The following is a 24,730-nucleotide window of genomic DNA, read 5'->3' on the forward strand; positions in this document are numbered from 1 at the left end:
CGCTTAACGATGTTTTTTTGTGTCATTTCAGCGAGCCTGGCGAGACTGGGAATCTAATAGCAGCACGCTGAGCGGTTAATGAAACAATTTGACCATAAATCGCTCGGATAGAAGATCCTGTATCACGCTCCTTCGTCGCTGTACAGGATGACGAGATATAGAAATATGCCACTTGCTGTTAAACGAGCGGCATTATTCTCTCAGGTAACCATTTTTCAAGGTAAAAAGATGATTGAAGCCGATCGTTTAATCGCGCCAGAAAACCCTGCCTTTCGTGATGAAGATGTCATTGATCGTGCTATTCGGCCAAAAAAATTAGCGGATTACCAAGGTCAGGACCATGTCCGTGACCAAATGGAGATCTTCATTAAAGCTGCTCAGTTACGTAGCGAAGCACTTGATCACCTTTTGATTTTTGGTCCCCCAGGTTTGGGTAAAACCACACTTGCGAATATCGTTGCCAATGAAATGGAAGTGAACATTCGCACTACTTCAGGCCCTGTACTTGAGAAAGCAGGCGATTTGGCCGCGCTGTTAACCAACCTTGAAGAAAACGATGTGTTGTTCATCGATGAGATTCACCGCTTGAGTCCGATGGTTGAAGAGGTGCTGTATCCGGCGATGGAAGATTATCAACTGGATATTATGATCGGTGAAGGTCCGGCCGCTCGTTCTATTAAGATCGATTTACCACCGTTTACGTTAATTGGTGCGACGACCCGAGCGGGCTCTTTAACGTCACCATTGCGCGACCGCTTTGGTATTACTCAGCGCCTTGAGTTTTATAAGATAAAAGACCTCCAAGATATCGTGCAGCGAAGCGCGGATTGTTTAGGTTTATCAATGGAACCTGAAGGTGCATTGGAAGTGGCAAGACGTGCGCGTGGCACACCACGTATTGCTAACCGTTTGCTACGTCGTGTTCGTGATTATGCGGAAGTAAAAGGCAATGGTCACATTTGTGCCGATGTTGCCGATAAGGCGTTGAATATGCTTGATGTGGACGCCGAAGGCTTCGATTACATGGACCGTAAGCTACTACTCGCGATTATGGAAAAATTTGGTGGTGGTCCGGTCGGGCTCGACAACATGGCAGCGGCGATAGGTGAAGAAAAGGACACTATTGAAGACGTTCTTGAACCTTATCTTATTCAGCAAGGTTATTTACAACGCACTCCGCGTGGAAGAATCGCGACAGATCGTGCGTATTTGCATTTCGGAATTGAAAAATAAGATTCCCTCGCTGGGCCTTTGTTGCCCAGCGCTTCATTAAAGTTGACCAAACTCACATTTTTTGAATTTTTTCTCATACTGGTTTAGTAAGTAAAAAGCATTGATTGTTAACTCGATGTTTGCTTGCAACTGGTTAATTTCTCTCCTGATTACTCTCTCTTAACATCCGTATCCAATACTGGTTGATCTAGATCAATGTGATGGATTTTTGTGCAAATTCCGCGCATAAACATTGATGTATATCAAAGCGCGTTACGGCTATAAACCTTTTGAAACAATCTGTTTTTACAAGTAATATTAGCCCCAGCTATATTAGCTGATGCTTAACAATTAACTAACCAATGAAGCACATTTTTGCAACAATGAGTTGTGATAATTCAACATTTTTCAAGTGTAAATAACACCTGAATATGGATTGCAATATGTAGAGAGTGTCATTCAGCCGACACATAGGAGTTACCATGATTGACGTAGTTGATCTATCGCGGTTGCAGTTTGCACTGACAGCGATGTATCACTTCCTATTCGTACCATTGACCCTTGGTATGGCCTTCCTTCTGGCCATTATGGAATCGATGTACGTAATGACGAACAAGCAAATCTATAAGGACATGACCAAGTTCTGGGGTAAGCTATTCGGTATTAACTTTGCACTTGGTGTGGCGACAGGCCTTACCATGGAGTTCCAGTTTGGTACGAACTGGTCTTACTACTCCCACTATGTAGGTGATATCTTCGGTGCACCGCTAGCGATCGAAGCACTTGTCGCATTCTTCCTGGAGTCAACTTTTGTTGGTCTATTCTTCTTCGGGTGGGATCGTCTATCTAAACGCCAACACTTAGCGGTTACCTGGCTTGTGGCACTAGGCTCTAACTTCTCTGCTCTTTGGATTCTTATCGCAAACGGCTGGATGCAAAACCCAGTAGGCGCAGATTTCAACTTCGAAACCATGCGAATGGAAATGGTGAGCTTCTCTGAGGTTGTACTAAACCCAGTTGCTCAGGTTAAGTTCGTGCATACGGTTGCTTCTGGTTACACTTGTGGCGCAATGTTTATTCTAGGCATCAGTTCATACTACCTATTAAAAGGTCGTGACATTGCGTTTGCTCGTCGTTCGTTTGCTATTGCTGCTTCTTTCGGTATTGCAGCTATCTTATCTACCATCGTTCTTGGTGACGAATCTGGCTACGAGCTTGGTGAAGTTCAAAAAGTGAAACTCGCTGCAATTGAAGCAGAGTGGCACACTGAACCTGCACCTGCCGCATTTACGTTATTTGGTGTTCCTAACCAGGAAACGATGCATACCGATTACGCAATTAAGATCCCTTACGTAATGGGTATTATCGCGACACGCTCTTTTGATGAGCAAGTAACAGGTCTTCGTGATTTACGTGATGAACACGTCGATCGTATTCGTGACGGCATGTACGCTTATGAACTTCTAGAGAAGCTTCGTGCGGGCGACAAGTCAGAAGAAAACATGACTGCGTTTGATGAAGTGAAAGGTGACCTAGGTTACGGTCTACTTCTAAAACGCTACACAGACAATGTTGTTGATGCAACAGAAGAGCAAATCCAAGCTGCTGCGGACGACTCAATCCCAACAGTATGGCCGCTATTCTGGTCATTCCGTATCATGGTTGCTTGTGGCTTCATCATGTTGTTTGTCTTTGGTGCGGCGTTTATCCAAACGTGTCGTCAGAAGATTGAGCAGAAACCATGGATTCTAAAAGCTGCACTATTTAGCATTCCACTACCTTGGATTGCAATTGAAGCGGGTTGGTTCGTCGCTGAGTACGGCCGTCAACCTTGGGCTGTAGGTGAAATTTTACCAGTGCATGTTGCAGCTTCTGCACTAACTGCAGGTGAAATCTGGACTTCACTCTTCGCAATTCTGGCGCTATACACGGTATTCCTGATTGCAGAAGTCTACCTAATGTTGAAATTCGCTCGTAAAGGCCCAAGTAGCCTGAAAACGGGTCGCTACCACTTCGAGCAAAATGCTGACTCTGTTGAAGACAAAGTTAGTCGCCAAGTAGAAGCGTAAGGTAAGGAGATAACAAGATGTTTGATTACGAAATCTTGCGACTCATCTGGTGGGTACTAATCGGTGTTCTACTAGTTGGTTTTGCAGTAACAGACGGCTTCGATATGGGTGTAGGCGCGCTTGTACCTATCATCGGTAAAAACGACACGCAACGCCGTGTCATGATTAACTCAATTGCTCCTCACTGGGATGGTAACCAAGTTTGGCTTATCACTGCTGGTGGTGCACTGTTCGCAGCTTGGCCTTTGGTTTACGCAACGTCATTTTCAGGCTTCTACTTAGCGATGATTTTGACACTAGCAGCGCTATGGCTTCGTCCTCTTGGCCTAGACTACCGCTCTAAAATCGAAGATCCAAAATGGCGCAATAGCTGGGATATCTGTATCTCAATCAGTGGTTTTGTTCCGCCAATCATCTTTGGTGTAGCGTTTGGCAACCTTCTACAAGGTGTACCATTCCAATTGAGTGAGTTCTTGATGCCAACATACCATGGCTCATTCTTTGGTCTACTAAACCCATTTGCACTGTTGTGTGGTCTAGTAAGCTTGTTCATGATTTTGATGCAAGGTTCTACTTGGCTACAAATGAAAACAACAGGCGAAGTGCATGTGCGTGCGCGCAACGTTGCTCAGTTGGCTGGTTTACTGACGGTTGCTGCGTTTGTAGCGGCTGGTTTCTGGATCCAAAATATCGATGGCTACGTCATTGTTGGCGGTATCGACACTAACGCAGCTTCTAACCCTCTAAACAAAGAGGTTATCCGTGAAGCTGGTGCGTGGATGAAGAATTTTGAAAACTACCCATTACTATGGGCTGCTCCTGTACTAGGTGTTGCAATGCCGCTTCTCGCTGTATTGGCATCTCGTCTTGAAAAATGTGCGATTTCGTTCATTACTTCAAGCTTGGGTGTTGCTGGTGTTATCTTTACTGCAGGTTTTGCGATGTTCCCATTCATCATGCCTTCAGACTTAATGCCAAGCCACAGCTTAACAATGTGGGATGCAACGTCATCTGAGCTGACTCTGAACCTAATGACAGGCGTTGCGTTTGTTATGGTGCCAATCATCCTTGGCTACACATCTTGGACTTACTACAAGATGTTTGGTCGCCTTGATGACCAGTACATTGAAGACAACAAAAACTCACTTTACTAAGGAGCATTTACTATGTGGTATTTCGCATGGATTCTAGGTGTACTACTTGCTTGTGCATTCGGTATCATCAACGCTCTTTGGCTAGAGCACTCAGAAATGATGGATAAAGACAGTGAGTAACCTCGCTGATAAGGTAGCGAAACTTCACGCACCAATGGATAAGACTCTGCTACGAGTCTTATCTCTCATCCTTGGCTTTATGCACGTAGGATTGGTGATGTGGGACCCTGAAGCTTACCATCAAGCAATTGGTGGTTTTAACTCAATCATCGCACCAGCACTGATTTGGTCTGTATGTTCAAGCATGGTGTATGGGGTGGGCTTCAAGCCAAGAAACTGGTACTGGCAAGTTTTGTTTAGTCCTTATTTCTCGTTAGCTATCTTAATTTATCTAACGGCACTTTATTTCATTTAGGCTGAAATATGCTGTAATAAAGTCGGTTACTAAATCATCGAATAAAAGCTAGGTATCTCGCCTAGCTTTTATTTTTTCTACAAATTTCAAAAATATTTCCTTAGCTCGGTACCAATTGCTGTCGCTTCAGTTATAGTAATTACTTTAAAGAATTGAATATATTGGTACTCCCTTGCAAGGCACATCAAATCTCTTTCACTGGCCGATCACCGTGTACTATGAAGACACTGATGCGGGCGGTGTTGTATATCATTCTAATTATCTAAAATTCTTTGAGCGCGCACGGACAGAGATGTTACGTGCTAAAGGCATTTCTCAACATGTGTTACTGGAACAAAATATCGGCTTTGTTGTCCGACACATGGATATCGATTTCAACCAAGGGGCTAGGCTGGACGAGCATCTGACAGTCGTAACCCGAGTGTCAGAAATAAAACGTGCTTCTCTGCAATTCTGTCAAGAGTTGGTCAATGATCAAGGCAAGATATTGTGCAAGGCCTCGGTTAAGGTAGCATGTATCGATAATAAGAAAATGAAACCAATAGCTATTCCAACCTTTATAAATTCGGAGCTAACAAATAGTGACTGCTGATATTTCCATTTTAGATCTCTTTCTTCAGGCCAGTCTGTTGGTAAAGCTTGTGATGCTGACGTTGCTTGGCATGTCAATTGTGTCATGGGCAATGATCATCAAGCGCAGCAAAGTGCTTTCTCAAGCATCAAAAAATGCAGAGCAGTTTGAAGACAAATTTTGGTCGGGTACTGATCTTTCTCAGCTTTACCAAAAAGTAAAAGCGCGTAAAGACGAAATTGAAGGCACAGAAGAAATCTTCTACGCAGGTTTTACAGAGTTTGCTCGCCTACGTAAGAGCAACGCAAATTCACCAGCTTACATCATGGAAGGCACTGGCCGCGCAATGCGCGTTGCTGTTTCTCGTGAAGTAGATGAGCTAGAAACAAGCTTACCGTTTTTGGCAACAGTCGGTTCTATAAGCCCTTATATCGGCCTATTTGGTACCGTTTGGGGCATCATGCACGCCTTTATTGCGCTGGGTGAAGTAAAGCAAGCTACGTTGTCTATGGTTGCACCGGGTATCGCCGAGGCACTTATCGCGACAGCGATGGGGCTATTTGCGGCTATTCCGGCAGTAATGGCGTACAACCGCCTAAGCAATAAAGTGAGTAAACTAGAGCACACTTACGCAACATTTTCTGAAGAATTCCACAGCATCCTTCATCGTCAAGCGATGGCTGGCCGAGACAGCGCGGATAAGGAATAAAGCATGGCGGGTTATCAACCTAAAAAGCGAAAAATGACAGCGGAGATCAACGTTGTTCCGTATATCGACGTAATGCTCGTACTGTTGATCATTTTTATGGCGACCGCTCCATTTGTGACTCAAGGCGTCGACGTTGATCTTCCGAAAACATCGACCGCAGAATCTATGCAAGACCTTGCTGGCGAGACTGACAGTAGCTTTATTATCATCGAAATTGATAGCGAGGGTAATTTAGGCCTAAGCGTAAATGATGAAGAAGTTCAGCGAGGTTTGTCGTTGCAAGATGTTATTGTGCGAGTGAAAGCGGAGCGAGAGGTTAAGCCGGATTCACCAGTTGCGGTAGGTGGCGACGCGGCAACACCATATGCCGATGTTGTTCTATTGCTAGATGAACTAAGTCGAGCTGGTATCCCTAAGGTAGGTCTAATGACCGATATCAGGGAATAGACATCAATTATCTATGAAAGATCACAAGAAGAAACCCAACCAATACGCCAAACCGATAGCAATATCGGTTGGTTTGCATGCAATTCTAGTTGCAGCCCTGCTTTGGGGGACGGACTTCAACATGTCTAAACCAGAGCCTACAGGGCAAATGGTTCAAGCTGTTGTCATCGATCCAAAACTTGTGCAGCAACAAGCGAAAGAAATTCGCCAGCAACGCGAAAAGGCAGCGAAAAAAGAACAAGAGCGTCTTGATAAACTGAGACGCGAAGCAGAGCAGCTAGAAAAAAACCGCAAAGCTGAAGAAGAGCAAATTCGCAAGTTGAAAGAGCAGCAAGCGAAAGATGCTCAAGCGGCACGAGAAGCAGAAGCTGCACGTAAGAAAAAAGAGCAAGAGCGCAAGCAGGAAGAAGAACGTGTTCGCAAAGAAAAAGAGCGAGCTGCTAAGCTAGAAAAAGAGCGCAAGGCAAAAGAAGAAGCCGTGCGTAAAGCTGAGCAGGAGCGTTTAGCAAAAGAAGCGGCTATAGCAAAAGCTGAGCAAGAACGTTTAGCTCGTGAAAAAGCAGCAAAAGAAGCGGAAGAAAAAGCACGTCGTGAGCGTGAAGCTGCTGAAAAAGCTGAACAAGAGCGCATTGCAAAAGAGAAAGCGGCAAAAGAGGCAGCGGAGCGAGAGCGTAAAGCGAGAGAAGCAGCTGAGCGTGCCGAGCGTGAGCGTAAAGCTCAAGAAGCCGCGTTAGATGATATTTTTGCGGGTCTCGAGGATGAGGTCAGTAAAAACAGTGCTGCGCGCAATCAATTTATTGACGACGAACTTTCTCGTATGTCATCCATCTATACTCAAAATATTCAGCAAAAGCTGATTAAGGATGACTACTTGCTGGGAAAGGAGTGTAGGGTAAACATCAAATTGATTCCGACAGGAACTGATATGATGGTCTCTGGTGTTACCGTTTTGAGTGGTGATACTCGAGTATGTGCTGCGGCGAAGCGAGCAATAGCTCAGGTAGGGACGTTCCCTAAATCTTCAGAATCAGCGGTCAATGAAAGACTAAAAGACATCAACATAACTGTTGCTTTGGACTAAAAGGAATAAGACGTGATTAGACGCCTTTTACTAGGAATGTTTGTACTGTTTAGCAGTATGACAAATGTGGCGAATGCCGCATTAGAGTTGGTCATTACCGATGGTATTGATTCAGCACGACCAATTGCTGTTGTTCCGTTTAAGTGGGAGGGCACACAAGCGCTTCCAACGGATGTTTCTGCTGTTATCGCCTCGGATTTACAACGTAGTGGTAAATTTAGCCCAGTTCCAACGAGCAAAATGCCACAAACACCGTTCAGTGAATCAGAAGTTAATTTTGATGCTTGGACCAATTTAGGCGTGGATGCGCTATTGACTGGTTCAATCAAGCAAAACGACCAAGGTGACTACGTTATCAACTATCAACTTGTTGATATTGTGCGTGGTCAGTTAACGGGTGGGAAGAGTAAGGCGCTTGGTAGTGACGGTGAATTGGTTCTGTCAAAAGATCATGTGCTGTTCAATAAAGTAGCCACTGTTCAAGGGCCTCGTATGCGTGAGTACGCTCACCGTATCTCTGATTTGGTGTATGAGCAGTTGACTGGCGACCGTGGCGCTTTCATGACTCGTATCGCATATGTGGTAGTGAACGATAAAGACCGTTTCCCTTACCAACTTCGAGTCGCTGATTACGATGGCTACAATGAGCGTCTGGTTTTACGCTCTAAGCAACCATTAATGTCACCAGCGTGGTCACCAGATGGTAAAAAGCTTGCGTATGTTAGCTTCCAAAATGGCCAAGCAGAAATCTTCATAATGAACATCTACACCGGTGAACGTGAGAAAATTACTTCATACCCACGTCACAATGGTGCACCAAGATTTTCGCCTGATGGCAATAAGTTAGCGATTGTTCTTTCTAAAACAGGCTCGCTTCATGTTTATACGTTTGACCTTAACACTCGTAAACTGACGCAAATTACGCGTGGCAGATCAAATAATACGGAACCGTTCTGGCATCCGGATGGAAAATCGTTGATTTTCACATCGGATAGGGGTGGTAAACCACAGATTTATCAAGTAAATTTGGGCAGCGGTTCTATTGACCGTTTGACTTGGCAAGGCAGCCAAAATTTGGGTGGTCAGATTACTCCTGATGGGCGATTCCTAGTTATGGTGAACCGCAGCAACGCAGGATTTAATTTGGCGAAACAAGATTTGGAAACTGGTGCTCTTCAAGTCTTAACTAAGACCTTGCTTGATGAGTCTCCTAGTATTGCCCCAAACGGTGGCATGGTTGTGTATAGCTCGATTTACAACAAGAAAAACGTACTATCGATGGTGTCAATTGATGGTCGATTCAAAGCTAGATTACCGGCAACAAATGGGCGTGTTCGAGCGCCTGCATGGTCACCGTTTTTGTAGTAATAAGTTTGATTAATAAAGGAAAATAAGATGCAACTGAACAAGGTTCTAAAAGGGCTACTAATCGCGCTTCCTGTAATGGCTGTTACAGCGTGTAGTTCAAGCGACGACGCTGCTTCTAACACTGGTGCAGCAACAAACAACAATGGCGCAGTGGAAACAACAGTAGCTACGCCAATTGATCAAAGCGGTCAGTTGACAGAGCAAGAGCTAAAAGAGCAAGCGCTACGTGAAACTCAAACAATCTACTTTGCTTTTGACAACTCAACAATTGCAGCAGATTACGAAGAGATGCTAGCGGCTCACGCTTCTTACCTAAGCAAGAACCCAGCACTTAACGTAACTATCGAAGGTCACGCTGATGAGCGCGGTACACCTGAGTACAACATTGCTCTAGGTGAGCGTCGTGCACAAGCAGTAGCGAACTACCTACAAGCACTAGGTGTTCAAGCTGACCAAATCTCAATCGTTAGCTACGGTGAAGAGAAGCCACTTCTTCTAGGTCAATCAGATGAAGTTTACGCTAAGAACCGTCGCGCGGTTCTAGTATACTAATTCGAGGTAATCCTCATGTTCAGTAACACTAAGCGCGCTGTTGCGCTTACGTTACTGGCAAGTGCAGCGAACTTTGCGTTCGCTGCACCAGCTCCAGTATCCGATCTCAACAGCACATCATCCGTCTCTAAGAGCCGTTCATCTGAAACGGAAGTAGAACGTCTAGAACGTTTGCTACAAAATCGCAATCGCGTTCAGCTCCAAATGCAACAGCAAATTGACCAAATGTCACAAGAGATCAGTGAATTGCGTGGTCAATTAGAGCGAAATAGCTACGAAATGAAACAAATGTTGCAACGTCAACGTGAGTTGTTTGTCGAGCTGGATCGTGTTCGTGGAGAGATAAAATCCACACCTGCACAAGAAGCACAACCTGTGAAAACAGGTGGCCAGTACACTCCAAATGTTGATGAGCAAACGGCATATCAGAATGCAGTTGACCTCATTCTCAAAAAGCGTGATTACACTGGCGCAATTGCAGCGTTCCAGCAGTTCCAGAAAGATTATCCTGATTCTACATATTCAGCGAATTCTCACTACTGGTTAGGTCAGTTGTACTTCGCTAAAAAGCAGGATGAGGATGCAGTGAAAAGTTTTGCCGCTGTTGTGTCTTATAAAGACTCCAACAAGCGAGCCGATGCGTTGCTTAAGTTAGGCGAAATCGCTGAGCGTAATAACAATGCAGCTCAAGCGAAAAAGTACTACCAACAAGTGGTTGATGAATACCCAGGTAGTGCATCTGCAAAACTTGCCAGCTCTAAGCTGTAAGACGTTATGTTTTGAAAAGGAAGCCTCGGCTTCCTTTTTCTTTTCCATTTTCTGTTGGTGCAGAACGGCTAAGTCGATAGCAATGATGCAGAGCCTCTGACCTTGTGTTGCACCGAATTTCGCTACTCGGAAATGCTACCTGTAACAAAGATATACGGCTAGACCGCTAGAAATCCCCGCGACAAGTTGGTTTTTGAAAATTAACGAGGTTACAATACTCGGATTAAAGGAAGTTGCGTAGAGCAAGAGCAATGAGCCATATATTAGATAAAATCGACACTGTTTACCCATTCCCACCGAAACCAGTTCCATTAAGCGAAGAAGAAAAAGCATCTTACATTGAGCGTATTAAAAAGTTACTCAAAGAAAAAGATGCGGTACTTATCGCACACTATTATACCGACCCTGAGATTCAAGCCCTAGCTGAAGACACTGGCGGGTTTGTTGGTGACTCGTTGGAAATGGCGAAGTTTGGTAATCGTCACCCTGCAAGTACATTGATTATTGGTGGTGTTCGCTTTATGGGCGAGTCGGCCAAAATTCTGACACCAGAAAAGCGCATTCTAATGCCAACGTTGGAAGCGGAATGTTCGCTTGACCTTGGCTGTCCTGCGGATAAGTTCAGCGAGTTTTGTGATGCTCACCCTGATCATACGGTTGTAGTTTACGCAAATACTTCAGCAGCGGTTAAAGCCCGTGCCGACTGGGTCGTTACATCGAGCATTGCGCTTGAAATCGTGGAACACTTAGACGCTGAAGATAAGCCAATTATTTGGGGACCAGACCGTCACCTAGGATCGTACATCGCTAACAAAACTGGCGCAGATATGCTGCTTTGGCAGGGTGAGTGTGTGGTTCATGATGAGTTCTCTGCTGATGCGCTACGAAAAATGAAGAGCGTGTATCCAGATGCGGCTATTTTGGTTCACCCTGAGTCACCAGCAAGCGTCGTAGAACTTGCCGATGCCGTTGGATCAACGAGTCAGCTGATCAAAGCAGCGAAAGAGCTTCCTCACAAACAAATGATCGTTGCGACAGACAAAGGCATTTTCTTTAAAATGCAGCAACTTGTGCCAGAGAAAGAACTTATCGAAGCGCCAACCGCAGGTGCAGGCGCAACATGTCGCAGCTGTGCACACTGTCCTTGGATGGCAATGAACGGTTTGAAAGCAATTGAGAAAGCGCTTAGTGAAGGTGGTGAAGAGCACGAAATTTTTGTTGATGAAGCGCTACGTGTGAAATCACTTATCCCACTGAACCGCATGCTAGATTTTGCTGAGCAGCTAAATATGCAAGTGAAAGGTAATGCTTAAAAGTAGGCGTAACTGAAAGTAAATCTCAAAAACCAGCCGAATATGGCTGGTTTTTTTGTGTCTTACTATCAATGAGTTACTATTGATGCAATCAATGAATATCGAGGTCATAAATTTATGGCGGTGTGGTTAGTAGTTAAAAAGTGGCTTAGTTCCCACCTTTTTAAATTGAGCAACCGAAGCCTTCTCATCTTTAGTGGCTTATATGTGAGCCTTTCATGGTGGCTGCTGGTTCTCGCTGGTGAAACAGCATTAACAGACAGTTTCGCTAACTTTATCTATTACCTCATGGTTACGGCGAGTACGGTGGGTTATGGCGACCATTCTCCAGTAACAGATATGGGTAAATGGGTTGTCGTACTATTTGTAATCCCCGGCGGTTTGAGCTTATTCGCCGCATTATTGGGGCGTGTCGCTGGAGCAGCGATGGACTATTGGCGAGCGGGTATTTTAGGAAAACGGAGAGTAAGAGTGGAAAACCATATTGTATTGTTGGGCTGGAATGGATCGAGAACGATGCACCTTATTCGCATGTTACAACATGAAGAAGAGGGAAAGCGCCCGATTGTTTTATGCAGCCGTTCAGAAATAGAGAACCCGTTACCTGGCGAAATCAGTTTTATCAAAGTGACCAGTTATACCGATTCGCAAGAGATGAAAAACGCCAATATTGCCGAAGCCGCTTGCATTATTGTGGATAATCTCTCGGACGACATTACCTTGTCAGCCGCTCTATACTGCGCATCTGTAAACCCTTCCGCTCATTTGGTCGCTTACTTTAAAGATGAAGCGCTAGGCCGACTTCTAAGTCAGCATTGCCCGAAAGCGGAATGCATACCTGCTGTTGGCGCAGAAATGTTGGCAAAAGCGGCGGTTGACCCGGGCTCAAGTGCGCTTCATCAGGAGCTTTTGGCTTCAACACGAGGTATGACGCAATACTCAGTTATTTATCCTGAGGGGCAGTCTGCCACCACTATTGAGAATCTCTTCGTTTTTCTCAAAAGACGCCATCATGCCACGCTGATTGCTTTTGATATTGGCGATGGTATTCAACTCAACCCAGATTTAGATGCTGAAGTACCCGCGAGTACCAAGCTGTTTTACATTGCAGATGAACGTATTGAAGATTTTGCCTGGAAAGAAATGAACAAGGAACAATAATGCACATGATTGCCGGCCTGTTAGCAGGCTTCCCAAACTTTTTACTCTATTTCTCTGTTTCTATTATTTTTGTATTGGCGTTTAAGTTCATCTACGTCAAGTTGACGCCATACGATGAGTGGCATCTGATTAAAGAAAAACAAAATACAGCAGCAGCGATTGCGCTAAGTGGGGCTTTCCTTGGTTACTGTCTCGCGATTTCGGGGGCGGCAAAAAACTCAGTCAATATCGTCGATTTTATGGTTTGGGGCGTTGTCGCAATGCTTGCTCAAATTATCGCATTTGCAATTGTACGCTTTATTTTACTTCCGAAAGTGGCAGAGCGTATCGAAAAAGATGAACTGCCAGCCGGTATCGTATTAGCAGCAGTTTCTGTTTCGGTCGGCGTATTGAATGCCGCTTGCATGACTTACTAGGAGGAACGATGAAGCGGAGTTCTAACGTTAAACGTTCTTCCATGGACAAAAGCTTAAAGCTTGGGAAAATTCTTCCCTTTGCTGCCTTTGGTGGTATTTTCTTCTTTGCTACGTACGAGTCAAAAACAGAAGGGTACATTTTTTCTGATGCCGATGAGTGTAAATCTAACTCGCCTGAGTTTAGTGAACAGTGTGACATTGCATACCAAGAAGCTTTAGCTCGTGCCGAACAAAATGCCCCTCGCTACCGCAGCGAGTTCGAATGCGAGAATGATTTCTACGAGGATGATTGTTACTACAGTTCCAGTTCCCGAGCTTATGTACCTAACTTTGGCGGTTTTTTTTACAGTCGCTCATTAAGCGGGTTGAAAGGTTATAACAAGAGCTATTACTCAGAGCCGATGTACCGTTATAAATCCAAATTCTATAATGGAGCAGGACAATTCTTTGGCTCCTACCGAAATCAGCCGACCAAAGTCGCGACGAATAGCCTTAACAAACGTGGTGGCGGCACCATTGGCAGGGCGATGTCTCGAGGCGGGTTTGGTAAAGCGGTGTCGGTCAGTCGAGGCGGTTAAAAAGCACTATGTTTCGACGAGAAATACAAGAGCGCGAAAACTGGCGTGAATTAGCACGCCAGTTTGGTTTTGGTTTCCATACCATGTATGACCAACCGTATTGGGATGAGAGTGCTTACTATCAATTCACGCTGGAGCAAATTGAGCGCGATATAGAAGCGCCCACTGAAGAGCTGCATCAGATGTGCCTGGCTATTGTGGATGAAGTCGTTCGGAGTGAGCGGTTGCTGACGCAATGTGCGATCCCTGAATCTATGTGGGAGCAGGTCGCTTCTTCATGGAGACGAAGCGAACCTTCGCTTTATTCGCGGCTGGATTTCGCGTACAACGGGACCTCGCCAGCAAAATTACTGGAAAACAATGCGGATACGCCAACCAGCTTGTTTGAAACTGGCTTTTGGCAGTGGGTGTGGCTAGAAGATGTTGTAAATAAAGGTCGAGTTCACCAGAGCGCGGATCAATTCAATATTCTTCAAGACTTTTTGATCGAGCGCTTTGCCGAAATAGCAAAATACCAACCAGGACAAACACTTCACTTTAGCTGCTGCAAGTACACTGAAGAAGATAAAGGGACTGTCCAGTATTTAGAGGATTGCGCGCGAGAGGCAGGGTTAGCAACGGCATTCGTGCATGTCGAAGATATTGGAGTGACGGAAGATGGTCTGTTTGTGGATGCTGACGACAGAGCGATTCGTTGGATGTTTAAGCTTTACCCTTGGGAGTTTATGTTTGAAGAGGAATATGCGAAGTACTTAGCGACTGCGAACGTAAACTGGTTAGAACCGATGTGGAAGTCGATTCTATCCAATAAAGCACTTTTACCGTTATTGTGGGAGCGCTTTCCTAACCACCCGAACCTTTTGCCCGCTTATTTTGCTAACGATTCAAAAGCGAACACTATGAGAGATTATGTCATCAAGCCACTATTTTCTCGAGAGGGCGCGAACATCGAGATCGTCATCGATGGAAAACGTTTTGTTAAAACGTCAGGGCCTTATGAATCTCAATTCAATATCGTCCAGCAATACCATCCACTACCTAAGTTTGGGCAAAACCATACGTTAATTGGCAGTTGGTTGGTCAATGATAGAGCTGCCGGTATTTCGATTAGGGAAGACAGTAGCTTAGTGACTCAAGATATGGCGCGGTATATTCCACATGTAATTTTAACATGATCAAAAAAGCTCTCCATTTGGAGAGCTTTTTGTCTATTCAGCCGTTCAATCTTGATGGTCGACAGCGTTGCGTCTATTGTTCTTCAGCTAATGCAACACCGCGCTGGGTAAGACCACATAACATCACTGGCATTGCATTGAAGATTTCCTCAAACTGCTCTAAGCCTTCCATACCTTGTTCGGCCAATGTTTCAATGGTCGTTTCTGGGTCGTAAAGCATAGTAAGAGAAAGTAAAACACCACCGAGTAGGGCATTATCTTCGCTATCCTCAGGCATCAACGTTTCCCAGTCATCACGCGCAAGTTGCCAGCCTTGTAATACACCTTCACAGAAATCGCGAGCCTGACTTGTTACAATGTCTTGCTCATCTAGCGCGCACCCTGCAGGCCACTGCCAAGTGCCTTCTAGGAGAGCGGGACGAGTTTGGTTCCACATTTGTACAATCTCGTCAATGTATTGCTCTAGTTGCTCACCGTCAGTAAATGGCGCTGTTTCTTCTCCACCCCATAAGAATGGCAACCACTCTTGAGGCATTAATACGTTTGGCGCTGCAGCCATCGCTGTTACAAAGCCTTGAGTTTTTGCTAGGTTTAGTAGTTTACCGTCAAGTTCTGGGAGAGAAAGGATGTCTTGTAGTTTCAAAATAGAATACCATTTGTTAATGGGCTGGTTGATTGCGCTCATCTTACCAATCAATTAGTGATAAATCGATATTAGGGAATGATTCACACATCTATGGAAATTCGCTCATCACTTAGAAAAAAAAGCATTCTCGCCCTAACACTTTACCTGTGCTTCTTTATCGCCACTATCGGTTCTGTCGCCTATTTGGTTGTTGAGCCACCGGTTAGACAAAAGCTAGAGCAAAACCTAGAGTTACGTACCCAACTCCTGGCTCTTGAGATAAAAGAGCCCCTCCTCAGTTCTACAGGTGTATTGAGCAGCTTAGTAGGGCTAGCCCAAGGGACTGAAAATATTCAATCTCTCAACACAATAATTCCACATATACTTCAATTGAGTGACAAGATGCTTGTTAGTGGTGGCGTATGGCCTAAACCCGAACTCAAAGCAGAACAATGGAGATATAAAAGTCTATTCTTCAATAAAAACAGTGATAGTGGTATTGACCAAATTCACTCCTACAATAACCCCGAATCTGGCGGTTATGATAATGAACCCTGGTATGTCGCTGCCGCCGATGCTCCGGTAGGTTCTGTTAGTTGGTCTACGGTTTACATCGACACCTTTACTCAGGTCCAGATGATTACCGCATCTTCTCCATATTACCAAAACGGTCGATTCGCTGGAGTTGTAACGGTAGACCTATCACTAGATGCACTTTTTCAGTTTATTCGAGAGCACACGAACCAGCATTCTTTGGGGGTAGTGGTTCGCGATGCTGACTCAAACGTGATTATTGAACACAACTTTCAACTGACGGACGAAATTTATGTCAGCGAGCTTGATTTCGGAGAGTTCGACTGGCGCATGGAAGTTGTCAACGCAAAAGCTAAAGTCGCCGATCAAGTGTTTGAACAAGTGATGAGCGTTGAGGGGAGGATCATTCCATTTTTGCTCTTGTGTGTCTTGGTCGGTTACTACTTACTGAATCGCTATATTGTTGAACCAATTGTTCGCATTGCCGCTAAGATTGATGACTCGAAAACTGGTGGGATCATAGATATTGACTACGATAGCGATGACGAAATCGGACAGCTTATCGAGAAGTTCAATGAAAAGACGATCTATTTAGAGCAGGAGAGAATAAAAGCTCAGGCTTCGACAAACGCTAAAACGGCATTCTTAGCCACATTGTCCCACGAGATTCGCACACCAATGAACGGTGTACTAGGAACTGCCCAGATACTGTTAAAAACACCACTTACCGATGAGCAGCGTAAGCACCTGAGAACACTTTATGATTCAGGTGATCACATGATGACATTACTCAATGAGATTTTAGATTACTCAAAAATTGAACAAGGGCATGTTGAGTTTGAAAATAAGCCTTTCCCAATTGAGTCGATTATCGGCAGTATCAAGAGTGTTTATCAAACTCTATGTGCAGAAAAAGGTCTTCGCTTTAGAGTAGTCTCGCATTTACCAACGGGTCGTTGGTACAACAATGACAAAGCCCGTTTGCGTCAAGTACTGTTCAATCTACTCAATAACGCTGTTAAGTTCACCGATCGTGGCATCGTAGAGGTAGAGCTAGCCGAGAAATCGAGTAAGGCAGGCACCAAGCTGATACTAAAGGTAAAAGATACAGGAATTGGTATTTCAAAAGAGGCACAAAAACGCATTTTTCGTCCTTTTGAGCAAGCGGAGTCATCAACGACTAGGCGGTTTGGTGGTACAGGGCTTGGTTTAGCAATAGTCAAAGAAATCGCGGAACATATGGGTGGGCAAGTGGTTGTAGAGAGTCAGGAGGACGCTGGAACGACTTTTACTGTCGAAATTGCCCTTACACCTTGCAAGCCAGGTAAAGTAGAGTCAATCAATACACATAAATTGAACTGTAAAGGGTTGAAAGCACTCATTGTTGAAGACAACCGAACAAATGCGATCATTATGGAAACTTTCCTCCGAGCCAAGGGCTTTGAGTGCACAAGTGTCGAAAATGGTCAGCTTGCAGTCGATGAGGTTGCGATCAAACCATTTGATTTGATACTGATGGATAATCATATGCCTGTTCTAGATGGCGTTGGGGCCATATCAGCCATTCGAGCAATGAGTTCACCTGCTAAGTCGGTACTGATTTTTGGCTGTACAGCGGATGTGTTCAAAGAAACACAAGAGCGTATGATTAATGTAGGAGCAGATCACATAATAGCGAAACCAATAGTGGAGTCTGAATTAAATGATGCACTGTATCTTCATGCGACACAGTTATATCAGTACCAATCGGACTTTGATGGAAATGCAGCAGATAGCTTTAATGCTGAAAAGTGGTTACTCAACTTCTATGTCGCTCTAGATAATGGACATCTTAATGAAGCACTTGAGGCTATTTCAGCGATCATTGCGGAGGCTCCCCTTGAACTCAGTGACGACGTTTCTTCAGTCGCTGAACGGATAAGAAGTAACTTAAAGCGTCAGCAATCCCCAGACCAAGATGATATCGATACATTAACGATTTTGCTGGCCTCACCATAACTGAATCAATATGGCGCAACTGTGAATTGTTCTTACTATTCATACGTCATCCAGCTTCGTGACAAACTCTTCTAACCTGCAATGAACAGGCTTGCAGTTTTACTTTTACGAGTAAAGCAGCAAGACCTTCTACTGTGATTATATCGGTAATACTCTGAATTTTCGCAGCTTGGTAGCATAAGCTATAGGAGTGACTGTTTACAGTCCGAGTTTTGTTCTAACTTTACGCCAAAATAATTATCGTAACCCCTTTTTATGTAAGTGAAATCCGTGTTTTTGTACCATTTTTACGTAATTTTAGGCGTTTTTACTCGCCATTGGTGAAAAAAACTACTTTTACTTTAAAAGTTGGTTATAAATTTACAACTTAATTTTAAATACAGAACCATAAGCTAGTTTTTGTGTGTTCTAATTGCATCATTAGCTGGCTTGATGTCTTTTTAGTGGTTAATAGTTTTATTATTTTTATTAATTGCAGTGTTTGATTTTAAGGGTTTTGTAAATGAAGTCTCGTGGACCATTTTGTATTCGTCACGCCGCAGCGGATACCTTTGCTATGGTTGTTTTTTGCTTTATCACAGGGATGATTGTCGAGATTTTGATTTCAGGGATGACATTTGAGCAATCTCTAGCATCGCGTACGCTATCGATTCCAGTGAATATCGCTATTGCTTGGCCGTATGGGGTTTTTCGTGATTGGGTGCTGCATCAAGGTAGTAAGGTGTCACCGTCTTCCTTTATGAAAAACATCTCCGATCTGGTCGCTTATGTACTATTTCAATCTCCAGTTTATGCGGGTATCTTATTCGCAGTTGGCGCGTCTACAGATCAAATTGTGACCGCAGTGGCAAGTAACGCTGTTATTTCTTGTGGCATGGGTGTGTTGTATGGGTACTTCTTGGATATGTGCCGCCGTTGGTTCCGTGTTCCCGGTTATTCTCAAAGCATGTAAATGCCCCAGTTTTGCTCAATTTAGTTACTTAGTGAGCAATCGATTCGAAAAGGGCGCTTTTTTTTATGTTTAGCCTTGACCATCAGGCACATAATCATTAAATTAGCGCCTCGTTAGCCAATAATGCTAACCAAAATTTGATTCGGTGAGTTGTCCGAGTGGCTGAAGGAGCACGCCTGGAAAGTGTGTGTACGGCAACGTATCGAGAGTTCGAATCTCTCACTCACCGCCATTTCTTAAAAAAAGACGTCTTAGAGCGTCTTTTTTTACGCCTCTAGATATTACAAATCAATAAGTTACGTCCAAAGATGTCTAGTGTTGCTCTACACCATATACATTTTGGGTGTAGGTTAGATAGTACGCAGATTTTTTCATCTATCTAACCACCTACACTTTGCATCTTATTTTACCCTAAAAGTCGCATTCATTTACGGTTGTTTTTCAATGTTTATAAGTTACTTAAAGCATTGAAAATCATAATTATAAAACCGAAAAGTGTAGGTGGATTTTTTTGACGAGATTCGACCACTTAATCCACCTACATTTTTGACTAAGGAGGTGCTCGTGGCGAACTTAAATAAATTGACTGCAAAGCAAGTTCAAACTCTTAAAGCGGATAACAATAAGCAGGTTCGATTTTCGGACGGCGGGGGATTATACCTTTGCATTAGACCATCGGGGTCACGATATTGGGAGTTTAGATATACACGACCAGTATCTGGAAAGAACACCTTTATGGGGATTGGGCCTTACCCAGACATAACTCTTGCTAAGGCGAGAGAAAAAGCTCAAGAAATGCGTAGGCTTCTGCTTGACGGAATTGATCCGAAGATAGATAAATTTGAGAAAAAGGCGCAAGTGAAACTGACACAAGCGCAAACCTTATGTCAAGTCGCGCTGGAATGGCGAGATTTTAAATCTAGCCAACTAAAGCAAAAAACACTTCACGATAACTGGCGTAAACTCGAGATTCATGCGTTCCCAAAGCTGGGAAATATACCCCTAAAGTCGATTAAAGCTCCAATGGTGATTGAAGCTTTAAGAAGTCTAGAGAGCAAAGGTAAGCTCGAAACAGTAAAGCGAACGGCGCAATTGCTCAATGAGGTGATGAACTTTGCGGTAAACAGCGGTTATATCGAAAATAACCCATTGAGTGGAATTCGTGATGTTTTTAAAAAGCCAATTGTTGAGCACATGAAGGCGCTTAGCCCTGACGAAATTTCCGATTTAATGAGAGCGCTTGGTCACGCGAATTTATATATAACAACACGCTGCCTTATCGAGTGGCAACTTCACACGATGACAAGGCCATCAGAGGCTGCGGGTGCTCGCTGGGATGAGATCGATTTCAATACCAACACATGGATAATCCCAAGTACTCGGATGAAAATGAAGCGCGAGCATCGAGTGCCGCTGACAACAGAGACCTTATCGATACTGGAAAACATAAGGCCGTTATCGTCAAACAGCCCATATATTTTTCCATCCAATCGCAGTTTAAGCCGTCATATCGATTCTGAATCAATCAACAAAGCTCTGGGACGAATTGGCTTTAAAAATCGAACAACTGCGCACGGATTTCGTTCACTAGCAAGTACCACGTTGAATGAGTGGGGGGAAGATCCAGATTTAATTGAAGTCGCTTTAGCACACGTCGGTCGAGATAGAATTCGAAATGCCTACAACCGGACAGACTACTTGGAACGTCGCCGAGAAATGATGCAGAAGTGGAGTTCTTATATTTCAGAGAATTCGGTGGGTTCGTTCTCGGTCTTAAACGTTATGCAAGTCAGATAAGTGTGAAAATTGTTCATCTAAATGGTCTTCAGACAAAACTGTGCTTTGTAGACTATTAATGAGTCTAAATAAGGAGATGATTATATGACGGTACGAATTATAAGAATGCCTGAGCTCAGTGAGAAAACTGGCTGTGCTCGTAGTACGATCTACGCTTTTATCTCAAGAGGTGAATTTCCTAAACCAATCCCGCTAGGTATGAGAGCGGTGGGCTGGAAAGAGAGTGAAGTTGATGAGTGGATAGAGAAACGGCAGTCTTTGCGAGATAGCCAATAATCACGTGGTATCGCGTAAAATGAAATTTTTTGATGATAATTTTGACCCTATGGCTCTTTGCTCTAGGGTCATTTTTTTCGCTGATAAGGTAGAGGATACAGGCCAAGTTTTACGATTATTGAAGGCCCAGCCCTAGTTTTGATTTTAATGATTGTTTACGTGATTCTGCTTTGGGTTCTGGCGCTGTACTCATAGAAGTAACTTCACCATCCGGTGCAAGGCCATCCACCGGTACAGATGTCGTGGATAGATTGGCTTGGCTCATTTGAATTAAGCCAAAGGTGGCCAGCATCCGCAGGCGCTCAGCGCGTTCCCGTGGCGGCGTCTTTTCCAATTCTTTGAGCAGTTCAGGGTGGCTCCCTGGGGGAATGTTGACCACAACTCTCATAATCATGCCCCATAAAACCAGAAGCCTCGGACGTTCGCCAAAACAGATTGTTCCGGCACGATGATCTTGCTTCGTGAAAAAATCTCCTTGGCCGCTTCCTTATAAGCCATGGCTCCACCTCCGGCGATCAATACCAAGTCCGCATTGATGCTTTCGTCACGCATGGATTGGCGCATGGCTGTAAGAGCAACAGGCGCTACCTTTTTCATGGCAGCATTCAGATAAGGTGAAATATCGACCTTTTCTCCAAATAGCAGCACCTGCAAGTCGCCGGTTCTCATGGCTTTCTCAAGTCGATCCATACCCACTTTGGCGCCATGATCTTCTGAAATCAGCTTATCAATGGTTTCCAGTAGCACGGACATTGCCTGAAGACTGGTTCCTGATGAGCTGTAGCGAATTTCTCCGGCTTCAAGGGCAACCCAGTCAACAGAAAAGAAGCCGGGATCGATGACGACGACACGACCTTCTTCAATTAAGCCCAAATCACCACCTGTTTGAACCAGATCCATATAGGCACCGGCAGGCTGCGGCAGCACTTTGACGTCATGAATGGTGATGCTGCGCTTAGGCGTCACTTGATGGACACCTTTTAAACGCTGCACAAGATCAGACTTACGTTGTGGTTCATGAAACTGGGAAACCGGTAATCCAGTGACAACCAAATCGATGGACTCAGTTTCAGCCATTAACAAGGCGGCATGAAAAAGCGCCTTATAGGTTTTTGTGGTCGGATATTCCGGGTGAAGCTCTCGTTCCCAGCCTTGAAGGCGTCCAGCAGGAACACCAGCGGCCCAACGCTCATTATCGACAGACACATACAAACAAGTGTCATCATGGCCTCCACCGATACGCTCAGGCATACGATCCGCAGGACCGGCACCCGCAGGTAGAATAATGGTTTTCGGTTCACTGCCTGATTGGCCAATTGCCAGCTTCAGGTTTGAGTAACCGATATCTACGCCTAGTATAAACATACTTATCTCCTGTGCACTCAAAGTGCTCTAACAGTTTTCAATCAACCGCGCTGTTCACGCTTGGGCATTTCCAAGTGCTCTGGCGGTTCACTCAAATGTCATTATCAGGATTTGGTGCACTGGCGGTGGGCAGAAAGGTGACAAATCCTTTCATCTATCTGCCTATTGCATTTTCGAAAAAGTATGAGAATAGGCTCTGTTTGGCGGCGGATGAATGAGCCAAAAAAATCGAGACGCCAAACGTCGTTTGCATTCTGGCCTGAACTCGCCAAACGGTTTGTATCTTCATGACGATACGTCTTTTTAGGCGTTTTTAAGTGAAATCGGGCTGTATCCCTTGTCAGATATGGGATTGCGCGAGTCGATTTATATCGAGACGCCAAACAGTGATTGCTACGGCAGTTTTACGTTTGGCGTTTCGATCCAAAAGCCAAACGGATAGTGGTTTTGGCTTTTGGGGTTAATTGGATGGGGAAATTGGTTTGGTAGAAATCGTCAATGAACAATGGAAAGCAGAGGTATCAGATTTACTTCAGCAAGAAACGGACAGACTAAAAGCGCTGGCACGAGCTGAAGTTGATGACTTTTGGGTTACCCATTACAAGGTTCGAGAGAATGCGCCCTTTAAAGACTGGGGTCTGCTTGGTGTCCGTATCAGAGATTTTAAGTATGGCTTTGGCATAGAGTGGTACATCAACAGTTTTTACGGTCAACGAGGCAAGCGCGTGATCTTTAGCAAGGGACTGCGTATTTCAAAGACGAAGCTGAGATACGCATTTTTGGACTGCCAAGGTCTAGCCAAAGAATGGGAGTTAGCGCTGGCCATGGAGAAAGAAGAATTCTTCAGTGATGTTCGATTCCAAGTTGATAAGCTCAACATGCTGCGTCGCAGAGTGAATGCCTACTGAGTTAACTGCGCTACTTAACTCGCGGTAATTGGTCCCAGCGTGTTGTATAAGCGGGAGATAAATGCTCTCGCTTCATCGACCAATCTTTCTTCGTACCTTGTCCAGCAAAGAAAACCTTTCCGGCACCGCTTTGATTAATGGTGTCCAATACAGACATTAACTGTTGGCTATTGGAGCGGGTCGATACGTCATCGAATAGTCCTGGTTGAAACATGCCAGGATCGTAAAAGTCAGACAGCATGACGCCCGCTTTGGCATAACGAAAACCATCCTTCCAAATTCGCTTGAGTAAGTGATTGGCCAGCTCGATAAAATCCCGCGTATCGCAACTGGGGATTAGCAATTCACCCGATGCAGAGTTGCTGTACTGCGGCTCGTTGTCCTTAAAGGGGCTGGTACGTATAAACACGGTCAGCACTTTGGCTTGCTGCTGTTCTTTGCGAAGCTTCTCAGTGGCGCGGGTTGCGTATTCGCATACGGCTTCACGTAACAATTCAAAGTGCGTCACTTTTACGCCAAATGAACGGCTACAGACGATTTGTTTCTTGATTGGCGGGATCTCTTCTAGTTCAATGCACGACTCACCATTGAGTTCTCTGACGGTTCTTTCTAAAACCACCGAGAACTGGTCTCTGATGGCTCTAGGAGAGGCATTGGCTAGGTCTAAGGCTGTGGTGATACCCAACGCATTTAAACGCTTAGAAAGCCGTCTACCAACGCCCCAAACATCATCAACCGGGACTAATGCGAGCAATCGACGTTGCCGATCTGGATTGGTCAGGTCTACAACCCCCTGAGTGGCTGGATATTTTTTGGCGGCATGGTTTGCCAGTTTGGCGAGTGTTTTTGTCGGTGCAATGCCTACACAGACGGTGATCCCAATCCAGTGGCCTATGCGCTCTCGCACTTGTTGTCCGAACTCGACAAGGGATATGGCAGACTCAATTCCGGTTAAATCCAGAAACGCTTCGTCAATGGAGTAAACCTCTACTCGTGGTGCCATCTCTTCCAAAGTGCGCATCACTCGACTGCTTAAATCTGCGTACAGCGCATAGTTGGACGAGAATGCCAAAATGCCATGGCGCTGCATTTCAGCTTTGATTTGAAAAACGGGTACGCCCATTTTAATACCGAGTAACTTAGCTTCACGTGAGCGTGCAACCACGCAGCCGTCATTGTTGGACAGCACCACAACCGGCGTATCTTTTAAATCAGGACGAAACAGCTTCTCACAACTGGCGTAAAAGTTGTTGCAGTCCACCAAGGCAAATACAGGCATGGGCTAG

The 24,730-nt window shown here is 44.7% G+C and carries 26 protein-coding genes and 1 tRNA gene; 23 read left to right on the plus strand and 4 right to left on the minus strand.

Annotated features, from left to right (window positions below; translation table 11 throughout):
• Nucleotides 1-228: 228 nt before the first annotated feature.
• The 17 genes from ruvB to R8O11_RS06585 all read left to right on the plus strand — a co-directional run bounded on the left by ruvB (nt 229) and on the right by R8O11_RS06585 (nt 14,989).
• The gene (gene ruvB / locus R8O11_RS06505; protein WP_005378312.1) at nt 229-1,233 is read left to right on the plus strand and encodes a Holliday junction branch migration DNA helicase RuvB; all 1,005 of its coding nucleotides are present in this window, start codon (nt 229-231) and stop codon (nt 1,231-1,233) included.
• 461 nt (nt 1,234-1,694) lie between these two features.
• The gene (gene cydA, locus R8O11_RS06510) at nt 1,695-3,281 is read left to right on the plus strand and encodes a cytochrome ubiquinol oxidase subunit I (RefSeq protein WP_213868327.1); all 1,587 of its coding nucleotides are present in this window, start codon (nt 1,695-1,697) and stop codon (nt 3,279-3,281) included.
• Between the two features lie 17 nt (nt 3,282-3,298).
• Nucleotides 3,299-4,435, plus strand: coding sequence for a cytochrome d ubiquinol oxidase subunit II (gene cydB / locus R8O11_RS06515; RefSeq protein ID WP_005387923.1), 1,137 nt, complete (start codon nt 3,299-3,301; stop codon nt 4,433-4,435).
• 12 nt (nt 4,436-4,447) lie between these two features.
• Nucleotides 4,448-4,555 carry a cytochrome bd-I oxidase subunit CydX gene (cydX, locus tag R8O11_RS06520; protein WP_000270284.1) on the plus strand — a complete coding sequence of 36 codons (108 nt, stop codon included), beginning with the start codon at nt 4,448-4,450 and terminating at the stop codon, nt 4,553-4,555.
• Nucleotides 4,548-4,850, plus strand: a complete 303-nt coding sequence (gene ybgE / locus R8O11_RS06525; RefSeq protein ID WP_005378304.1) for a cyd operon protein YbgE — start codon at nt 4,548-4,550, stop codon at nt 4,848-4,850. The genes cydX and ybgE overlap by 8 nt, the downstream gene beginning before the upstream one ends.
• Before the next feature lie 172 nt (nt 4,851-5,022).
• Complete coding sequence (gene ybgC / locus R8O11_RS06530) at nt 5,023-5,442, plus strand: tol-pal system-associated acyl-CoA thioesterase (protein ID WP_017820044.1); 420 nt, start codon at nt 5,023-5,025, stop codon at nt 5,440-5,442.
• A complete protein-coding gene (tolQ, locus tag R8O11_RS06535; RefSeq protein WP_005378301.1) occupies nt 5,432-6,130 on the plus strand; it encodes a protein TolQ in 699 nt (232 codons plus the stop codon). Before ybgC ends, tolQ begins: the two co-directional genes overlap by 11 nt.
• Before the next feature lie 3 nt (nt 6,131-6,133).
• Nucleotides 6,134-6,577, plus strand: a complete 444-nt coding sequence (locus R8O11_RS06540; protein WP_005378298.1) for an ExbD/TolR family protein — start codon at nt 6,134-6,136, stop codon at nt 6,575-6,577.
• A 13-nt stretch (nt 6,578-6,590) separates the two neighbouring features.
• A complete protein-coding gene (tolA, locus tag R8O11_RS06545; protein ID WP_017820045.1) occupies nt 6,591-7,658 on the plus strand; it encodes a cell envelope integrity protein TolA in 1,068 nt (355 codons plus the stop codon).
• 12 nt (nt 7,659-7,670) lie between these two features.
• Nucleotides 7,671-9,023: a Tol-Pal system beta propeller repeat protein TolB gene (gene tolB / locus R8O11_RS06550; protein WP_005387925.1), complete on the plus strand. Its 1,353-nt coding sequence runs from the start codon at nt 7,671-7,673 to the stop codon at nt 9,021-9,023.
• Nucleotides 9,024-9,053: 30 nt separating this feature from the next.
• Nucleotides 9,054-9,578, plus strand: coding sequence for a peptidoglycan-associated lipoprotein Pal (pal, locus tag R8O11_RS06555; protein WP_005378293.1), 525 nt, complete (start codon nt 9,054-9,056; stop codon nt 9,576-9,578).
• A gap of 15 nt (nt 9,579-9,593) precedes the next feature.
• The gene (gene ybgF, locus R8O11_RS06560; protein WP_005378285.1) at nt 9,594-10,346 is read left to right on the plus strand and encodes a tol-pal system protein YbgF; all 753 of its coding nucleotides are present in this window, start codon (nt 9,594-9,596) and stop codon (nt 10,344-10,346) included.
• Between the two features lie 251 nt (nt 10,347-10,597).
• Nucleotides 10,598-11,659: a quinolinate synthase NadA gene (gene nadA, locus R8O11_RS06565; RefSeq protein ID WP_017820046.1), complete on the plus strand. Its 1,062-nt coding sequence runs from the start codon at nt 10,598-10,600 to the stop codon at nt 11,657-11,659.
• A gap of 117 nt (nt 11,660-11,776) precedes the next feature.
• Entirely contained in the window at nt 11,777-12,820 is a 1,044-nt protein-coding gene (locus R8O11_RS06570; protein WP_017820047.1) for a potassium channel protein, read from the plus strand.
• Nucleotides 12,820-13,236: a DUF350 domain-containing protein gene (locus R8O11_RS06575; protein ID WP_005378281.1), complete on the plus strand. Its 417-nt coding sequence runs from the start codon at nt 12,820-12,822 to the stop codon at nt 13,234-13,236. Before R8O11_RS06570 ends, R8O11_RS06575 begins: the two co-directional genes overlap by 1 nt.
• Nucleotides 13,237-13,244: 8 nt before the next feature.
• Nucleotides 13,245-13,814, plus strand: a complete 570-nt coding sequence (locus tag R8O11_RS06580; protein ID WP_025766906.1) for a DUF1190 domain-containing protein — start codon at nt 13,245-13,247, stop codon at nt 13,812-13,814.
• Nucleotides 13,815-13,822: 8 nt separating this feature from the next.
• On the plus strand, nt 13,823-14,989 hold the full coding sequence (locus tag R8O11_RS06585) for a glutathionylspermidine synthase family protein (RefSeq protein ID WP_033905056.1): 1,167 nt from the start codon (nt 13,823-13,825) through the stop codon (nt 14,987-14,989).
• Nucleotides 14,990-15,062: 73 nt separating this feature from the next.
• On the opposite strand, the gene R8O11_RS06590 is transcribed toward R8O11_RS06585, so the two are convergent.
• Nucleotides 15,063-15,674 (minus strand): YecA family protein, encoded by a 612-nt coding sequence (locus R8O11_RS06590; protein WP_005378278.1) that lies wholly within the window; start codon nt 15,672-15,674, stop codon nt 15,063-15,065.
• Nucleotides 15,675-15,725: 51 nt separating this feature from the next.
• Here R8O11_RS06590 and R8O11_RS06595 point away from each other — a divergent pair, with 51 nt between their 5' ends.
• The 5 genes from R8O11_RS06595 to R8O11_RS06615 all read left to right on the plus strand — a co-directional run bounded on the left by R8O11_RS06595 (nt 15,726) and on the right by R8O11_RS06615 (nt 21,171).
• Nucleotides 15,726-18,146, plus strand: coding sequence for a hybrid sensor histidine kinase/response regulator (locus R8O11_RS06595; protein ID WP_033905057.1), 2,421 nt, complete (start codon nt 15,726-15,728; stop codon nt 18,144-18,146).
• Between the two features lie 502 nt (nt 18,147-18,648).
• Nucleotides 18,649-19,098 (plus strand): L-alanine exporter AlaE, encoded by a 450-nt coding sequence (locus R8O11_RS06600; RefSeq protein ID WP_005378276.1) that lies wholly within the window; start codon nt 18,649-18,651, stop codon nt 19,096-19,098.
• 144 nt (nt 19,099-19,242) lie between these two features.
• Nucleotides 19,243-19,330 (plus strand) — tRNA-Ser (locus R8O11_RS06605).
• 332 nt (nt 19,331-19,662) lie between these two features.
• Nucleotides 19,663-20,895, plus strand: coding sequence for a tyrosine-type recombinase/integrase (locus R8O11_RS06610; RefSeq protein ID WP_256956469.1), 1,233 nt, complete (start codon nt 19,663-19,665; stop codon nt 20,893-20,895).
• Nucleotides 20,896-20,979: 84 nt separating this feature from the next.
• Nucleotides 20,980-21,171 carry a helix-turn-helix transcriptional regulator gene (locus R8O11_RS06615; RefSeq protein ID WP_065274308.1) on the plus strand — a complete coding sequence of 64 codons (192 nt, stop codon included), beginning with the start codon at nt 20,980-20,982 and terminating at the stop codon, nt 21,169-21,171.
• Between the two features lie 115 nt (nt 21,172-21,286).
• Here R8O11_RS06615 and R8O11_RS06620 read toward each other — a convergent pair whose 3' ends face one another.
• Together R8O11_RS06620 and R8O11_RS06625 are read right to left on the minus strand one after the other, a co-directional pair.
• Complete coding sequence (locus R8O11_RS06620) at nt 21,287-21,559, minus strand: hypothetical protein (protein ID WP_276464230.1); 273 nt, start codon at nt 21,557-21,559, stop codon at nt 21,287-21,289.
• A 2-nt stretch (nt 21,560-21,561) separates the two neighbouring features.
• Nucleotides 21,562-22,536: a ParM/StbA family protein gene (locus R8O11_RS06625; RefSeq protein WP_318194002.1), complete on the minus strand. Its 975-nt coding sequence runs from the start codon at nt 22,534-22,536 to the stop codon at nt 21,562-21,564.
• 464 nt (nt 22,537-23,000) lie between these two features.
• Between R8O11_RS06625 and mobI the strand changes: the two genes are divergently transcribed.
• Nucleotides 23,001-23,444 (plus strand): conjugative transfer protein MobI(A/C), encoded by a 444-nt coding sequence (mobI, locus tag R8O11_RS06630; protein WP_318194003.1) that lies wholly within the window; start codon nt 23,001-23,003, stop codon nt 23,442-23,444.
• Nucleotides 23,445-23,454: 10 nt separating this feature from the next.
• Here mobI and umuC read toward each other — a convergent pair whose 3' ends face one another.
• Entirely contained in the window at nt 23,455-24,723 is a 1,269-nt protein-coding gene (gene umuC, locus R8O11_RS06635) for a translesion error-prone DNA polymerase V subunit UmuC (protein WP_318194004.1), read from the minus strand.
• Between the last annotated feature and the right edge of the window lie 7 nt (nt 24,724-24,730).

The sequence above is a fragment of the Vibrio sp. 1288 genome, from assembly GCF_033344475.1.

Coding starts and splice junctions, on each gene's coding strand:
- ruvB (WP_005378312.1), top strand. CDS start 229: ATGATTGAAGCCGATCGTTTAATCGCGCCAGAAAACCCTGCCTTTCGT.
- cydA (WP_213868327.1), top strand. CDS start 1,695: ATGATTGACGTAGTTGATCTATCGCGGTTGCAGTTTGCACTGACAGCG.
- cydB (WP_005387923.1), top strand. CDS start 3,299: ATGTTTGATTACGAAATCTTGCGACTCATCTGGTGGGTACTAATCGGT.
- cydX (WP_000270284.1), top strand. CDS start 4,448: ATGTGGTATTTCGCATGGATTCTAGGTGTACTACTTGCTTGTGCATTC.
- R8O11_RS06540 (WP_005378298.1), top strand. CDS start 6,134: ATGGCGGGTTATCAACCTAAAAAGCGAAAAATGACAGCGGAGATCAAC.
- tolA (WP_017820045.1), top strand. CDS start 6,591: ATGAAAGATCACAAGAAGAAACCCAACCAATACGCCAAACCGATAGCA.
- pal (WP_005378293.1), top strand. CDS start 9,054: ATGCAACTGAACAAGGTTCTAAAAGGGCTACTAATCGCGCTTCCTGTA.
- ybgF (WP_005378285.1), top strand. CDS start 9,594: ATGTTCAGTAACACTAAGCGCGCTGTTGCGCTTACGTTACTGGCAAGT.
- nadA (WP_017820046.1), top strand. CDS start 10,598: ATGAGCCATATATTAGATAAAATCGACACTGTTTACCCATTCCCACCG.
- R8O11_RS06570 (WP_017820047.1), top strand. CDS start 11,777: ATGGCGGTGTGGTTAGTAGTTAAAAAGTGGCTTAGTTCCCACCTTTTT.
- R8O11_RS06575 (WP_005378281.1), top strand. CDS start 12,820: ATGCACATGATTGCCGGCCTGTTAGCAGGCTTCCCAAACTTTTTACTC.
- R8O11_RS06580 (WP_025766906.1), top strand. CDS start 13,245: ATGAAGCGGAGTTCTAACGTTAAACGTTCTTCCATGGACAAAAGCTTA.
- R8O11_RS06585 (WP_033905056.1), top strand. CDS start 13,823: ATGTTTCGACGAGAAATACAAGAGCGCGAAAACTGGCGTGAATTAGCA.
- R8O11_RS06590 (WP_005378278.1), bottom strand. CDS start 15,674: ATGAGCGCAATCAACCAGCCCATTAACAAATGGTATTCTATTTTGAAA.
- R8O11_RS06595 (WP_033905057.1), top strand. CDS start 15,726: ATGGAAATTCGCTCATCACTTAGAAAAAAAAGCATTCTCGCCCTAACA.
- R8O11_RS06600 (WP_005378276.1), top strand. CDS start 18,649: ATGAAGTCTCGTGGACCATTTTGTATTCGTCACGCCGCAGCGGATACC.
- R8O11_RS06615 (WP_065274308.1), top strand. CDS start 20,980: ATGACGGTACGAATTATAAGAATGCCTGAGCTCAGTGAGAAAACTGGC.
- R8O11_RS06620 (WP_276464230.1), bottom strand. CDS start 21,559: ATGAGAGTTGTGGTCAACATTCCCCCAGGGAGCCACCCTGAACTGCTC.
- R8O11_RS06625 (WP_318194002.1), bottom strand. CDS start 22,536: ATGTTTATACTAGGCGTAGATATCGGTTACTCAAACCTGAAGCTGGCA.
- umuC (WP_318194004.1), bottom strand. CDS start 24,723: ATGCCTGTATTTGCCTTGGTGGACTGCAACAACTTTTACGCCAGTTGT.